Below are 14,407 nucleotides of genomic sequence, written 5' to 3'. Positions count from 1 at the left end.
GGAGAGGTATTGCCACTCGTTATGCCAAAACCTCGGATGCTTTTATCGCCGCGGTACACGTCCGTTGTATCGCCATTTGGGCTGCTATCCGTACTTAATTCGTGTAGACACTATCTAGGTGCGCTCTCATAGAGTTCCTCCCAAATATCCAGAAATCCGGCCAGCAAGTTGAGGATAGGGGCGTTTCTGCCGCTCATAGATCCCTTGCAGCTTTTCGCAGATTTTCTGTCCCCAGGGGCCCTGGAGTACCTTGTACGCAAACGCCGGATGATTCATCAGCGGCGTGACAAAGCTGCGCTCTACATACGGCGAGGCACACAGGAGCAGGGGGTGAAACAAAACGCAGAAATATTCCCCCTCCCGTTGGTCCCGGCCAAAGTTATAGTGCAGTTGCCGGGTATTGATAAATATGCCCTCGCCCGCATGAATCCGCACGATCTCGCTGTTCACGCTGTAATCCATGCTGCCGGACAGTACCACACTGAACTCCACATCGTCGTGCCAGTGGCATAGGGCGGTATAGTTGGGAAAATCAGATACGCGGCCCTGGCCGAAATAGGCCGGGAACTCTGGGGTGTTGTATAAGAATTGCTCATACCGGTCTTTCTTTACCTTAAGCTGCATAGGAGCCTCCTTTCTGAAATATTGTTATAGGTTTTGGCAGGTTTGTTATGGAAAGTTTCTCTTTTCGTTACTATAATTATAGCAGGCCGTATTATGGCGTCAAGGAGGAAAATTTGTGAAATCTGGTATCAGCGTTGTAAACTTTTGATGAGGCAAGGGCCCAATACATTTTTACGGAGTAGAGGCAGTGGGGTGGGGATGCCTGCGCAGCCGTCAGCGTTCTCTATCTGCAAAATCTGAATTTCTAAAGGAGTGTAAAACATGGTTTCATTACTGCTGGCAATTATCTATCTCGCTTTTATCAGCCTGGGCCTGCCCGACTCCCTGCTGGGCTCGGCATGGCCAATCATGCGCATGGAACTGGGCGCACCCATCTCCTACGCTGGTATTATCTCCATGATCATCGCCATCGGCACCATCATTTCCAGCCTGCTCTCCAGCCGGGTGATTCGGAAATTTGGCCCCGGCCTGGTCACGGCGGTGAGCGTGGCCATGACCGCCGCCGCGCTGTTTGGCTTTTCTGTTTCCAACGCTTTCCTGCTGCTCTGCCTGTGGGCAGTTCCCTATGGGCTGGGAGCCGGTGCAGTGGACGCGGCCCTCAACAACTATGTGGCGATCCACTACTCTTCCCGGCACATGAGTTGACTCCATGCCTTTTGGGGCGTGGGGGTGACCATCAGCCCCTATATCATGAGTGCCTGCCTCACCGGCGGGCTGGGCTGGCAGGCTGGGTATTGGAATGTGTCCATCTTACAAATCATCCTGACGGTGGTCTTGTTCGCCGCCCTGCCCCTTTGGAAACGGACAGAAGAAGGGGGAGGGGAAGAAAGCGCCGTGGACGTACCCTTGAGCAAGGCTGTCAAGATCCCCGGCGTACCATTTGTCATGCTGGCATTCTTCGGTTTCTGCGCCTTGGAAACCACTGCCGGGCTTTGGGCCAGCAGCTATCTTGTGGGAGCAAGAGGTGTAGACGCGGAAACAGCCGCCCAGTTTACCGCGCTTTTTTATATGGGAGAAACTGTGGGCCGGGTGGCAAACGGTTTCATTGCTGACCGTTTCGGCGACCGCAAAATGATCCGGGTGGGTATCATTATCATGGTAGTTGGCGTGGTTTTGTTGTTGACTCCCATCCATGTCGTATCGCTGGTAGGGTTGGTGGTCATTGGCCTGGGCGCGGCCCCGGTGTATCCCTGTGTCATCCACGCCACGCCGGACAACTTCGGCAAGGAAAACTCCCAGGCCTTAGTGGGGATTCAAATGGCCAGCGCCTATACCGGCACCACCCTGATGCCGCCGCTGTTCGGGCTGATTGCCCAGCGTATCAGCGTAAGCCTGTACCCTTGGTATCTGCTGATTTTTGCAGCGCTTATGTTCGGCATGACGGAGCAGCTTAACCGGACGGTAGATAAAAGAAAATAGAGATGACCGGGCGGCTTATGTTTTGGCCGCCCGGCTACTTTCTCTGGCTTTATGAAAATGAAAGCAGGTGTTTATGAAAGTCTGGTGATTAAGGTGGGTAGCCCTACGCCCAGTACCCTCCCATGCTCCCCCAGCAAAAAGCGAACCAGATAAGCCCGCCGCTCTGCCTGTGTCATAGCTGCCCGCCCCCGTTATGCGCGGATGATCCGGCCATCTTTCCGAGGCTTGGCATGGGGCTCTGGTCCATCCATATACCCCAGCAGTAGATGCCCTATTGGCGTCATGTCCTCCGGGACACCCCATTTTCGGCGCAGCTCTCGTCCATACTCCGTGTCAAAGGCCTTTTCCGCCCTGCCAATATAGCAGGCCCCTAACCCCAGGAAATGTGCCGCCAGCCACATATTTTCCGCCATGAAAGCCACGTCCTCATGGGCATAATAGCCGCCGCGCACAAAAATCGTCAGCACCGTGGGCGCGCCGTAAAAAGCGTCTTTTATACTTAAGTCGTCCCGGATGCTGGGCTGCTCTGCGGACACGGGCCGGATTTTCTTGGGGTCGGCGGTCTGCACCATGTCCATGGAGCGGTTTAACCTACCCAGCCGGAGGTTGACCTCTTGATCTTGGCAGACCACAATGCGGGAATACTGGTTGTTCCCCGCGCTGGGGGCGTATAGCCCGGCCTGCAAGATTTGTCCCAAAGCCTCTTCTTCCACCTGCTTGTCCTGAAACTTGCGGATGGCGTGGCGGGTGATGATTTTTTCTATCATTTCGTTCATCTTAATATCCTCCTTAAGATTATAACTTTATGACCGCCCCGACGGGACAGTTCTCAAAGCAAGCCCCACAGTGCAAGCAGTGCTCTGGCCGTATGCGGTAGGGTGTTCCAACCTCGATGCATCGCTGGGGGCAGCGCTCTGTGCAAGTGCCGCATCCGATGCAGTTTTGGTGTATTCAGGGCTTTTTCCGCCCTGTGATTCTCATTATACCGATTTTTCCCCGGCGCACAAGTACGCACTTTTTTGTGGGGTAGTTACATAAAAGTAACCCGCCCTCTTGACAGGGCGGGTCTAATACAATACAATCAGAATGTAACACTATATTTTGAAGTATGGGAGGCGGTTTCATGCTGGCAAAAGCAGAATTGCCCGATTGCCCTGTTGCCACTACGGTGCAGCTAATTGGAAGTAAGTGGAAACTTCTGATTATCCGCAATCTGCGTATGCGCCCCTGGCGGTTCAACGAATTGCAGAAAAATTTGGCGGGTATTAGCCAGAAGGTGCTGACGGATTCCCTGCGGGCGTTGGAAACGGACGGTCTTGTTACCCGCACGGTTTATGCCGAGGTGCCACCCCGGGTAGAGTACGCGCTGAGCGAGTTGGGCGAAACTATGCGGCCGATCTTGGACGCTATGGAGCAGTGGGGCGTAGGATATAAGGCGATGGTTGGGGAAGAGGGGTAATCCTCTTCATTATAAGTGGTACAAGTTTTGAGGGGATAGAATACGTCCGTTCTTGGCTTGGGACCGGCATTTTGATCCACATGAGGAAATAAACGGAAACGGCTGGATGCTTCTGGGGAGGAAGTTCCAGCCGTTTTTTAGTTGGTAAGGTGTCGAAGAAAGCTTACCTTTTTTCCAGCATTTCTCGGATTTTATGGATATCATCCGCCATGTCGAGTTTGATGAAAGCTTTAGAACAGAGCAAAAACGCTATAAGTACAGATATCCCTGCCCAAAGCACCCCTAGAAGTAGGGGGATGGGGGTGCCGGCACTCACTGTCATAATTACCGCGGTTAGAAAGAGCAGCGCGCCGCTTGCAATAATCAGCCAAAAACCAATCCAGGTGATGGTTCGGACAAATTTTGCCCATACAGTCCGGCTGAACCTGGGCGGTTTTGGCCGAATCTGTAAGTTATGGTTGTTTTCTGGTATATTCATTTTTCTGCCTCCTCTGAACAATTATCCCTCTTTATAATAGGACAATTTGTTCTAATTGTCAAGCTTTTTTATGACAGAATGTTCTATGGAGGTGGTATCCGTGGAACAGGAAAACAGATTGAAAGCGCTTAGGAAACAGCGGCGGCTTACGCAGATTACCGTGCAGATGGAAACCGGCATAGAGCAGACACTTATTTCAAAATACGAAAGGGGGGAGCGGGTTCCGCCTACAGAATCCCTTGTCATTCTTGCAAAATACTACCATACCAGCATGGACTATATCATGGGGCTGACCGATATGGAAAAACCTTATCCCCCTGTAAAGGGTACACAGTGATTTTTGGTAGGCTGGGTGGTGTAAGGCTCATTTGTGGCCGTTTTAGGTGCCCAGTAAGCATATTGGTATTGGGAAAATACAAGGCCAAGTTCCGGGGCTTAGCCTTGTGTCTTTCTTATAAAAGTTGTATACTTTAGCTTAAGCACTTTACAAGGAGGGAAATTCAATGAACTACAGAACGCTGGGCCGAACGGGCCTTTCCGTGAGTGAGATCGGCTTGGGCTGCGAAGCTTTTGTAAACCAGACGGTAGAATGCGCGGTGGAACTGATCAACGCCGCCGTGGACGATGGGGTAAACTATTTTGACCTGTTCAGTCCCGAACCCCATGTGCGGGATGCTTTCGGTAAGGCCATGGAGGGCCGCCGGGAGAAGTTCATCATACAGGGGCATCTTTGCTCCGCCTGGATTGACGGGCAATATAAGCGAACCCGGAATATGGACGAAGTGAAAGCGGCCTTTTCCGACCTGCTTACCCGCCTGCAAACCAGCTACATAGACGTGGGTATGATCCACTATGTAGACGAGCAGAAAGATTTTGATGAGGTATTTGGCGGTGAGGTCATTGCGTTTGCCAAGGCGCAGAAGGCCGCAGGCTGTATTAAGTACATCGGCATGAGCACCCATAACCCCCGTGTGGCCATCCAGGCAGTAAAATCCGGCTTAATTGACGTAATCATGTTCAGTATCAACCCTGCCTATGATCTTGTGCCGCCCAGTGAGGACATTAACGTCCTGTTCGATAAGGCAACCTACGAAGCCCCGGATATGCTTTCCAGCACGGACCCAGAGCGCAAGGAGCTCTACAGCCTATGCGAGAGCCAGGGTGTAGCCCTCACGGTGATGAAACCCTATGCCGGCGGGGCGTTGCTGAATGCGGAAACATCCCCCTTTGGCGCGGCTATGACGGTTATACAGTGCCTGCACTATTGCCTGACCAGGCCCGGTGTGGCAACTGTCCTGGCTGGTGCCCAAAACCAGGAGGAACTGATGCAGGCTGTGGCCTATTGCAAGGCCGGCAGCGCGGAGCGGGACTTCGCCGGACTTCTCAGCAGTTGCCCGGCGCACCCCTTTACGGATAAATGTATGTACTGCGGCCACTGTGCACCCTGTACCGTGGGCATCGATATTGCCAGTGTGCATAAGTTTGCCGACCTGTGCGAGGCCCAGAACACGGTGCCGGAATCGGTACGTGAGCACTACAAAGCGCTTTCCGTGACAGCCAGCGCCTGCGTGGAGTGCGGCCAGTGCGAAACCCGCTGCCCCTTTGGCGTAAAAATAGTGGAGCATATGCAAAGGGCCAAGGAGCTTTTTGGCCTATAAGGCAAAGCAGGCTGAGGCCGTCAATATTTTATATAGATATAGCACAATAAAGGAACCGCCGGTTTGAAACCGGCGGTTTTCCAATTAGTATAATTATCCGAGTAGATGTTTTTGGTGTTTTGACCTCTTTGTTACACCCTATATATCGGCGGGTATTTGGAAAAGATAATAGGTTTTTCGAAAAAATATTAAATTCCAAAACCTATACTCTTTGGAAAATGCAGGCAAGGGGGTGCCCGGGATGTCTTTCACATTTGAAGATATGGACGCCCATTTTGCCCGCGGAAATAGCAGCCTGACGGTGGAAGAGATGCGGGGGCAGATGCACGACCTGGCCCAGGAGATCGTTTTGGCGCTTAACGAGCAGGCCCCTGCCGACAGCCAGGAGCTTTTGAGTGTGTTGGTTTCTGAGTTATTCCTGTCCGCGACCAAGTTCTCGTTGAAAGAGGAGAGGCGCAGGAAACAGGCAGAGGGTATTGCCAAGGCAAAGGCACGGGGTGTGAAGTTTGGCACCAAGCTGCGGCCCCTGCCGGATAATTTTGAAGAGGCCCGGCTCTCTTGGAGGAACCAGGAGGTAAACCTTAAGGAGGCCGCGAAACTTTGCGGGATGCCGCCGTCTACCTTTTACGACGCTGTAAGGCGGGTGGAGCAGTCGGCGGGCGAGTGAGATTGACGGGGAGGGAGCCCTATGTTGTCTTTAAGGTTAAAATCAGGAGAATATTTCACGGTTGGCGAGGATGTGGTCGTGCAGGTCTTTCGCCAGAAAGGCGACTCCATTGAGGTAGCTGTTACGGCGCCCAGGGAGGTCACGATTTTGCGTGGCGAACTTTTAGAGGTTACAGAGAAACGCCCTGAAGGGCTGCGCGAAAAAGACTACAAGCGCCGCTCTGAGGTGGCACACAATGCGAAACGGATGGAGAATATCGAACGCAAGCGCACAGAACGTGCGGCGGCTTGCCGCCAGGTTGCGGATATTTTGGATAAAATGGAGTCCAATGCGCCGCAGCTACAGGGGGAAATTGCCGCCATCCGCCAGCAAATGACCGTATTTCAATAAGCTTTCACCCGGTCCGCGGCCGGTTGAAATATTAGCGCCCGAGGGCCTGCTTGGCCAGTGGGTTCGAAGGCGCATGGCTCGAAAGGCTCACGATGAACGGGGGCCTCACATAAACGCAAAGATAATTTTAAGGAGAGAAAATTATGCGTATCCAACACAACATTATGTCCATGAACGCTTACCGGAACTACAACAATAACGCCAGCTCCCTGTCCAAGAACCTGGAGAAACTGTCCTCCGGCTACAAGATCAACCGTGCGGGCGACGATGCTGCCGGCCTGGCCATTTCCGAGAAGATGCGTGCCCAGATTAAGGGCCTGGAAGCTGCCACCAAGAACGTAAAGGACGGCATCAACCTGGTTAAGACCGCTGAGGGCGCCCTGCAGGAAGTACAGGATATGCTGAGCCGTATGAAATACCTGGCCACCCAGTCCTCCAACGGTACCTATGAGAACGAAGTTGACCGTGAGAACCTGCAGCTGGAAGTTGACAAGCTGAAGGACGAAATCGACCGTATCGCGGACAGCGCCAACTTCAACGGCATTAAGCTGCTGGACGGCACCATTGGCGGCCGTGAGTTGGGTTCTGCTATTGACGCAGCCGTTGGCAACGCCAACAGCATCCTGTCCATCGACGTGTCTGGCGGCGGCGCTACCGTTGCTGCTAATGCGACCAAGCTGAACTTTGCCCTGACCGCTAGCGGCACGCTGAAACTCAGTGCTTCTGCTGCCCTGACCGGCCTGAAGATCCAGTATAAAGACAGCAACGGATCTTGGGTAGACGGAAGCAGTCAGGCTGCATCTTTCGACATCAGCGGCGCCAGTTTCACCGGCGGTTCCTTCACCTTCCGCATTGTGCGCGACAGCAATTTCGCCTCTGTGGCAACCACTGCAGCCGACGCTAACGTGCGCTCTTATGAGGGCATGACCTTTACGGTCCGTGTGGACGGCGGTAAGATTGCGAACGGAGTTCGCACAGACTCCTTTGCAGCCTTTGCGTCGACAACGATTGCTTTCGGCGACCAGAAGGGCCTGGGCCTGCGCATCGGCGACACCGCAGATGATTTCAACGGCCTGACCGTTGACGTAAAGGATATGCACGTAAAGGCCATGGGCATTGACAACGTGGACATCGGCACTGCCGGCGGCGCTGACGATGCTATCGAGGCCGTTAAGAACGCCATCAACTATGTTTCCAAGGTCCGCGGCGAGCTGGGCGCTACCCAGAACCGTCTGGAGCACACCCAGAACAACCTGTCCGTTATGACCGAGAACATCACCGACGCCGAGTCCGGTATCCGCGATACCGACGTGGCCGACGAGATGATGGCTTACACCAAGAACAACATCCTGATCCAGTCCGCTCAGGCGATGCTGGCCCAGGCCAATGCAGTGCCCCAGGGCGTCCTGCAGCTCCTGCAGTAAGCTTAAAGCCGGTTGTTTTTGGAAAATCAGTAATTTTGACCCACGGAACAAGAGGGGCGGGCAGATGCCCGTCCCTTCTTTCTGTGGTTAGTTAAGGAAAGGAATCCGCATATGAAGGCAATCGAGATAGCCAGGAGATTGGTGGAACTGAAAGCCGTAGAAGAGGCTTGCCAGGCCTATACACTGGTGCTGCATGAAAGCAATGGAGAGGATTTTTCTGCCGAAATGGAGGCAGCGGCCTACCTGATGGAATTTGGGAAGGGCGACGATTATAAGGTGGCGTATACCTATTTCCAAAGGCTTTATAACCATAACGTATTTCGGGATACGGTGTTTGACATTATGACAGAGGCATTTTATACCCCCAATGTCAAACTGCAAAAGTCAAGATATGAGAAAAACACGAAACTCCTGGGGAAATACCCATACATATTCCGCCGGGGCTTTCCTAAATTTGACGATCTCCCCCTGCGTTTCTATCCCTTTGACGACGATGGCTTTTTGCCCTTTGACCCGGAGAAGGAACATTTTGGGGATTATATAAATTACAACAACCAGGTCATCAGCCGTAACTTTTTTGGCGACCTGGAAAACCCCGTTCTGGCAACGGATGTGTTCTCTCAATATGAACTGGAATACCTGAATGACAATGTGCGCCCCTCGGAATGGGTGGCCAGGGAGAACCATATATACCTGCATTATACCAGTTGGGAGGAGTTCTGCGCCCATCTCTGTGTGCTGAACCTGCGCCCGCTGCTGGGCGATAAAAAATTTGTTTTCCTGATAGGGGACGAGATTGCCCAGTACCCTATCGACTTCAAAGAGCGCTTTGGCATAGATTACAGCCAGTATACGGTTAAGCCCGTCGGCATCCGGGAGGTCAACAAGATCATCTGGCATACCCAGTTGAGCAGCCATAACGGCGGCGACTTCTTCAACGAGGTGTTCGACAGCCACCCCAACCTGCTGGCAATGACGTCAATCATGCTTTTCAGCATGGAGGAGAGCATTGAAGAAACACGGAAAAGTATGGAAAGCCTGACAGACCGGCGGAAACTGGCAGAGGGCACCTGGAAAAACCTGCGGGTCACCGAGGAACTGTACAGCCTTCGTGACCGGACGGACAAGGATATCATGGTGGCCAGCTACCTGCAAATGCAGGAGAACCTGCCCGTAAAGGCGGACGCTGCGTCACGCATTGCCCCGGCTATTTTCTTCCAGCCCCACTTCTATAACATTAACTACCGGATGGACATAGACGGGAAAAACCACACCACCCTGGTGTCCTCTGAGTACGATAAGATACGCGCCCTGCCCATGCTGCGGGAATTTAAGTACATCAAAACCTTTACCCCGCTGCGCCGTTTCACCACCAGCTATGGGGCCACTGTCAACTTTATGCTGAATGCAGATTTAAGCAAGTATGGTGTGGAGAAGGATGATAAATCGGCGCATATAGTGGGTGATATGATATTTACCCGCATTGTGAACCGCAGTTTTATGGTGGACTGGCAGGACAGGCTTTTTAAGGACTGCGTGCTGGTGCGGTTTGAGGACGGCAAGTTGAACCCCAAAGCTACTTTCAAGGCCCTTGCTGCATTTTTGGATATACCCTATGCAAAAAGTATGGAGAGCTGCACGCAAGACGGCAAGCCCTTAGCGGATGATATCGGGTTCAGCACAGCCGGTGTTTACCGCACCTATGACGAGTATGCCAACGACCGGGAGCGAGCGTTTATTGAATACTTTATGCGTGACGCATACGAGTGCTATGGCTATGACTTCAAGTACTATAAGAATGAGCCGGTAGATGAAGAACGGGCCCAGCAGTGGGTGCAGGAGTTCTCAACGCTGGACCGGCTTATTCGGGAGAGTTGGGAGAAAGCGTTTGAGTCCCCGGATGCCCTTGATATTTTGGAACTGTGCTCCATAGCCCCCAGCGGAATGGAGGGGGCAGCTTTAGGGGAGGACAAGATAGTGAACCTTGATGAGGTCAAGAAAGCGTTCTTGAATTCCTCAGAGGGCCCTAAGATGATCATGGAGTCACATATGGCCGGGATACAGGCCAAGCGGGAACGCAATGTGCAACTGCTGCTACGGGGCCTGCAATATGTAAACAGAAACGGCCAACCACTGCGGATGATGCCCAAGTTAGAGCTGGACCCAGAACTCCTGGAACAGCCGCTCTACCACTGAGGTGCCGCCATGGAAATAAAGAAAGGAACCGTATACTTTTTTACCGGCCTGTCCGGCGCAGGTAAGACCACGCTAGGCGAACTGTTTTACACACATTTGCGTGCCCAAAAGGATAATGTGGTGCTGCTTGACGGCGACCGCATCCGGCCGGTATACAACGAGGATATCGGGTACACGGACGAATCCCGGATCAAAGGCGCCAGCAGGACCTTTCGGGTGTGCAAAATGCTTGCCGGCCAGGGGATAGACGTGGTGGTGTGCAGCATTTGTATGTACAGCGCCGTACGCGCTTGGAACCGGGAGAATATCGAAAACTATAAGGAGATTTACATTAAAGTTGGGCGCGAAACCTTAATAAAGCGCAACCAGAAGGGGCTTTACACGGGTGGGAGAAATGTTGTGGGTGTGGACCTGCCCTTTGACGAGCCCAAAAGCCCGGACTATATTCTCTACAACGATGGGAGCGAATCGCCTGAGGAGATCGTGGCCAGGCTGGAGGAAAGTATATGGCAAAAGTGAGTATATATACCCAGGTCTATAATGCCGGGGCGTATCTAAAGCCATGTATAGAGAGTGTTCAGGCGCAAACCCATACGGACTGGGAACATATTATAGCTGACGCGGGGAGCACAGACGGCTCGGTGGAAATTCTCAAGGAGTATGCCGCGGGGGATAGCCGTGTCAAGTTTATCCAACTGCCGGAAAACCGCTGGTGCCAGTACGAGATGACAGAGCAGTACGCAACCGGGGAATACTATGCCAGCCTGGACCACGATGACTGGTGGGAGCCGGAGTTTTTGGAAAGGCTTTTGGATCTTTTGCAAAAGAATAGCCTGGATATTGCGTTTACGGGTGTAACGCAATATTATCAGAAAGAACAGGTTTCCCGGGTCTTGCGAAAATTAGCGCGGCCAGTAGCCCTCAGTATGGAAAGCTTTGCCCAGAACTATGAAAAGTATGGGAAATTTGCGAATGCAAGATGGGCGTCGTTGATGCGCACAGACAAATATCTAAGCATGAAAAGCGAGTATGAGGAAATCCTGCATATGGGCTTGTCATGGCGTGCTGACACCATTTTAATGTTAAAATACCTGAGTAGCATGGAAAGGGTCGGGATCGACAATAGCATTTTACAGCATTACCGCAATTATGCCGGGAGCCAGATCCAACAGTTTAACCCCACAAGGTTAGAAAGCGAGGCGGCATACTATAAAGCCCTGCAAGCTTTCCTGGAAAAATTTGGCGCATGGGATTCCAAAAAAGAGGATTGGGCCAAGGGGCTTTTCCTTGTTGAGATGGTGGATGCTGTACAGAAATTGAAGGATTACTCTGCCTCAACTGAGGATAAACTACAAGAATGTGGGCGCTTTTTGGAGCATCCGTTAACCCGGGACGCCATGACATACCGTGCGGACCCCGGCCGGGCCAACGTGCTGCTGTCCGCAGTGAAGGACATCGTGGTTTCATCTGCGGCAGATGGAAATCTGCCGGAAGGGGCGGTTGTAGCTTTTCAAAAGTCCCTACGGGGCATTGCCCCCTGCTGTGCAGGCGCGGTAATTCCGGACCAATTCTCCGTCTTTGCGCAGGAAACCGGCTTGGTAGACGTCCTATTAAGGGATGACCTGAAAAGGATGCAAAGCCTTTTGCTGAACCTGATAGACGCCGGCAAGTACAAGGGCCAATATGATGTGGGAAAAATGCTGCTGGGGATTATCCCGGAGAGCTCACCGCTATATGGGATAAGGGATGCGGGTATTTTTGAGGCCTATACAGAGATTTGCCGGTTTATCCTGGACAGCACAAGTATCACCGCCCTGGACCTTATGACGGGCCTGCTGCTGGAGGGCAAGGCGCTCCCATCAGAGGAGGCGTTCCTCCAAACCTACCTAAATCTGTCTGCCCAGTTGGGCCAGGCCCCGGCTTTCCTGTTTGGGAAGATCCGTCTGGCCAGGCACTACCTACAGGCTGGGCAGGCCAGGGGGTGTGGCGAAATATTGGAGGAACTGAGAGAGATGGGGGCCGGGGACCATGAAGAAGTGGCGCAGATACAGGCCCAGTTGGGCAGCATCGGGGAAGGGGTGGTAGGATGAAAGCCCTGGTCTTAAACTCTGGGCAAGGCACACGCATGGGGGAACTGACGGCAACCCAGCCCAAATGCCTGACTGAACTCAGGCCGGGAGAAACGATCCTGGGGCGCCAGATGGAACAACTGGCCAGCGCCGGGATCACGGAGGTGGTTATCACAACCGGCCCCTTTGGGGACGCCATCGAGCAGTATTGCAGGGGCCTGCCCCTGCCCTTGGAATATACCTTCGTACAGAATAAGAAATACGGCGAAACCAACTACATATACTCCATATATTGTGCCAGAGAGTACCTGGAGGGGGATATACTGTTACTCCATGGGGATTTGGCCTTCGAGGGGGAGGTGCTCTGGCAGGCCGTCCACCATGCGGGTAGCTGCATGGCCGTCAGCACAGCCCAGCCACTGCCGGAAAAGGACTTCAAGGCGGTTTTGGAGGCCGGACAGATCGTAAAAGTAGGGGTAGAGTATTTTGAGGACGCTGTGGCAGCCCAGCCAATGTATAAGCTGGAGGCGCCGGACTGGCGTGTCTGGCTGGACAAAATCGTGGAGTTTTGTGAGGGCGGCCAGACCGGCTGCTATGCGGAAAACGCACTGAATGAGGCGGAATGCCATATTGCACCCCTGGATGTAGGCAGTATGCTCTGCCAGGAGGTGGACTGCCCGGAAGACCTGACACAGGCCAGGGAGGCGTTGGAAAGGCTGGAAAGCCGCAGCGTATATATGTGTTTCTCGGCAGATATGCTCCATAGCGGCCATATGGCCATTATCCGCCGGGCGGCAGGGCTGGGTAGGTTGACCATTGGCGTACTTTCAGACGAAACCGTAGCCACCTACAAGCGGTTCCCGCTGCTGCCCTGCCAAGAGCGGATGGCGCTGTTTGCAGGGATAAAGGGCGTGGCCCAGGTGGTGGAGCAGCGGGAGCTGAGCTATCGGGCTATTCTTTTGGAGCATAAACCGGATATAGTGGTCCACGGGGATGACTGGCGGGAAGGGTTCCAGGAGCCCCTGCGCCGGGAAGTCCTGGAAACGTTGGCCACCTATGGGGGGCAGTTGGTAGAGTTCCCCTATGCAAAGGATGCAAAATACAGTGCCATGGAGCAGCGCTCCCGGGCGGAACTGTCCCTGCCGGACAGCCGCCGGGGCCGGCTCAGGAAACTGCTGGGCATGAAAGGGCTTGTTACGGCGATGGAGGCCCATGACGGTATTTCGGGGCTTATTGTGGAGAATACGGTCATCCATGATGGCGGGGGGGCCCGTAGCTTTGACGCTATGTGGGTGTCCAGCCTGTGTGATTCTACCGCCAAAGGCAAGCCGGATATCGAACTGGTAGACATGACCTCCCGTTTCCGCACCATCGACGACCTGACGGAAGTGACCACCAAGCCCATTATCTTTGACGGGGATACCGGCGGCCTGACAGAGCACTTTGTCTACACCGTGCGCTCACTGGAAAAAATGGGTGTGTCGGCGGTGATCATAGAGGACAAACAGGGGCTGAAAAAGAACTCGCTGTTCGGTACGGAGGTCAAGCAGACCCAGGCGTCCATCGCGGATTTTAGTGCAAAGATCGCGGCGGGGAAACGGGCGCAAAAGTCTGCGGACTTCATGATCATCGCCCGGATCGAGAGCCTGATCCTGGAGCAGGGCATGGATGATGCCCTGGCCCGGGCATTTGCCTTTGTAGAGGCCGGGGCGGACGGTATCATGATCCATTCCCGCCGCAAGGAGGCGGACGAGATTTTTGCGTTTGTGGATGCTTTCCGCAAGAACAATACAGGGACGCCGCTGGTCGTGGTCCCCACCTCCTTTCACGCGGTAACAGAGGACGAGTGGAAAGCCCGGGGTGTGAACCTGGTCATCTACGCCAACCAGTTGATGCGCAGCCAGGTGCCCGCCATGCAGCGTACGGCGGAAACCATCCTGCGCTGCCGGCGTGCCCAGGAGGCGGATGAGGAACTGATGCCGTTTAAACAGATCATCCGGCTGGTACCGGGGGAGATTTAGGG

16 protein-coding genes and 1 pseudogene are annotated in these 14,407 nt (G+C 53.5%); 13 read left to right on the top strand and 4 right to left on the bottom strand.

What is annotated here, in order from left to right; all coding sequences use genetic code 11:
• Window positions 1-98 (top strand): annotated as a pseudogene (locus U8U01_RS11340) (IS5/IS1182 family transposase); the annotation flags it as partial.
• Between the two features lie 28 nt (window positions 99-126).
• Here the strand turns inward: U8U01_RS11340 and U8U01_RS11335 are convergent.
• Window positions 127-624, bottom strand: a complete 498-nt coding sequence (locus tag U8U01_RS11335; protein WP_322174255.1) for a cupin domain-containing protein — start codon at window positions 622-624, stop codon at window positions 127-129.
• 261 nt (window positions 625-885) lie between these two features.
• Here U8U01_RS11335 and U8U01_RS17635 point away from each other — a divergent pair, with 261 nt between their 5' ends.
• Window positions 886-1,269, top strand: coding sequence for an MFS transporter (locus tag U8U01_RS17635; RefSeq protein WP_496196412.1), 384 nt, complete (start codon window positions 886-888; stop codon window positions 1,267-1,269).
• Between the two features lie 18 nt (window positions 1,270-1,287).
• Entirely contained in the window at window positions 1,288-2,043 is a 756-nt protein-coding gene (locus U8U01_RS11330; protein WP_496196411.1) for an MFS transporter, read from the top strand.
• Window positions 2,044-2,234: 191 nt separating this feature from the next.
• On the opposite strand, the gene U8U01_RS11325 is transcribed toward U8U01_RS11330, so the two are convergent.
• Entirely contained in the window at window positions 2,235-2,819 is a 585-nt protein-coding gene (locus U8U01_RS11325; RefSeq protein WP_322174253.1) for a nitroreductase family protein, read from the bottom strand.
• 19 nt (window positions 2,820-2,838) lie between these two features.
• Complete coding sequence (locus U8U01_RS11320) at window positions 2,839-2,994, bottom strand: 4Fe-4S binding protein (RefSeq protein WP_367575619.1); 156 nt, start codon at window positions 2,992-2,994, stop codon at window positions 2,839-2,841.
• Between the two features lie 172 nt (window positions 2,995-3,166).
• On the opposite strand from U8U01_RS11320, the gene U8U01_RS11315 reads away from it, so the two are divergent.
• Entirely contained in the window at window positions 3,167-3,502 is a 336-nt protein-coding gene (locus tag U8U01_RS11315; protein ID WP_322174252.1) for a winged helix-turn-helix transcriptional regulator, read from the top strand.
• Window positions 3,503-3,665: 163 nt separating this feature from the next.
• Here the strand turns inward: U8U01_RS11315 and U8U01_RS11310 are convergent, their stop codons facing one another.
• A complete protein-coding gene (locus tag U8U01_RS11310; RefSeq protein WP_322174250.1) occupies window positions 3,666-3,980 on the bottom strand; it encodes a hypothetical protein in 315 nt (104 codons plus the stop codon).
• Window positions 3,981-4,050: 70 nt separating this feature from the next.
• On the opposite strand from U8U01_RS11310, the gene U8U01_RS11305 reads away from it, so the two are divergent.
• From U8U01_RS11305 to aepX, 9 genes are all read left to right on the top strand, one after another.
• On the top strand, window positions 4,051-4,317 hold the full coding sequence (locus U8U01_RS11305) for a helix-turn-helix domain-containing protein (protein ID WP_322174248.1): 267 nt from the start codon (window positions 4,051-4,053) through the stop codon (window positions 4,315-4,317).
• Between the two features lie 166 nt (window positions 4,318-4,483).
• The gene (locus U8U01_RS11300) at window positions 4,484-5,638 is read left to right on the top strand and encodes an aldo/keto reductase (RefSeq protein ID WP_322174246.1); all 1,155 of its coding nucleotides are present in this window, start codon (window positions 4,484-4,486) and stop codon (window positions 5,636-5,638) included.
• Between the two features lie 241 nt (window positions 5,639-5,879).
• The gene (locus U8U01_RS11295; protein WP_322174245.1) at window positions 5,880-6,305 is read left to right on the top strand and encodes a hypothetical protein; all 426 of its coding nucleotides are present in this window, start codon (window positions 5,880-5,882) and stop codon (window positions 6,303-6,305) included.
• 21 nt (window positions 6,306-6,326) lie between these two features.
• Window positions 6,327-6,695, top strand: coding sequence for a carbon storage regulator (locus tag U8U01_RS11290; protein WP_322174244.1), 369 nt, complete (start codon window positions 6,327-6,329; stop codon window positions 6,693-6,695).
• 143 nt (window positions 6,696-6,838) lie between these two features.
• A complete protein-coding gene (locus tag U8U01_RS11285) occupies window positions 6,839-8,119 on the top strand; it encodes a flagellin N-terminal helical domain-containing protein (RefSeq protein ID WP_322174243.1) in 1,281 nt (426 codons plus the stop codon).
• Between the two features lie 111 nt (window positions 8,120-8,230).
• Complete coding sequence (locus tag U8U01_RS11280) at window positions 8,231-10,315, top strand: hypothetical protein (RefSeq protein WP_322174241.1); 2,085 nt, start codon at window positions 8,231-8,233, stop codon at window positions 10,313-10,315.
• A gap of 9 nt (window positions 10,316-10,324) precedes the next feature.
• A complete protein-coding gene (locus U8U01_RS11275) occupies window positions 10,325-10,834 on the top strand; it encodes an adenylyl-sulfate kinase (RefSeq protein ID WP_322174239.1) in 510 nt (169 codons plus the stop codon).
• Complete coding sequence (locus U8U01_RS11270) at window positions 10,822-12,405, top strand: glycosyltransferase family 2 protein (protein ID WP_322174237.1); 1,584 nt, start codon at window positions 10,822-10,824, stop codon at window positions 12,403-12,405. Before U8U01_RS11275 ends, U8U01_RS11270 begins: the two co-directional genes overlap by 13 nt.
• Window positions 12,402-14,405, top strand: a complete 2,004-nt coding sequence (aepX, locus tag U8U01_RS11265) for a phosphoenolpyruvate mutase (RefSeq protein ID WP_322174235.1) — start codon at window positions 12,402-12,404, stop codon at window positions 14,403-14,405. Before U8U01_RS11270 ends, aepX begins: the two co-directional genes overlap by 4 nt.
• Window positions 14,406-14,407 lie beyond the last annotated feature (2 nt).

The organism is Acutalibacter caecimuris (assembly GCF_034335085.1).
GTDB classification, from domain to species: Bacteria; Bacillota; Clostridia; order Oscillospirales; family Acutalibacteraceae; genus Acutalibacter; species Acutalibacter caecimuris.
This window is presented reverse-complemented; position numbering and strand designations above follow the sequence as displayed.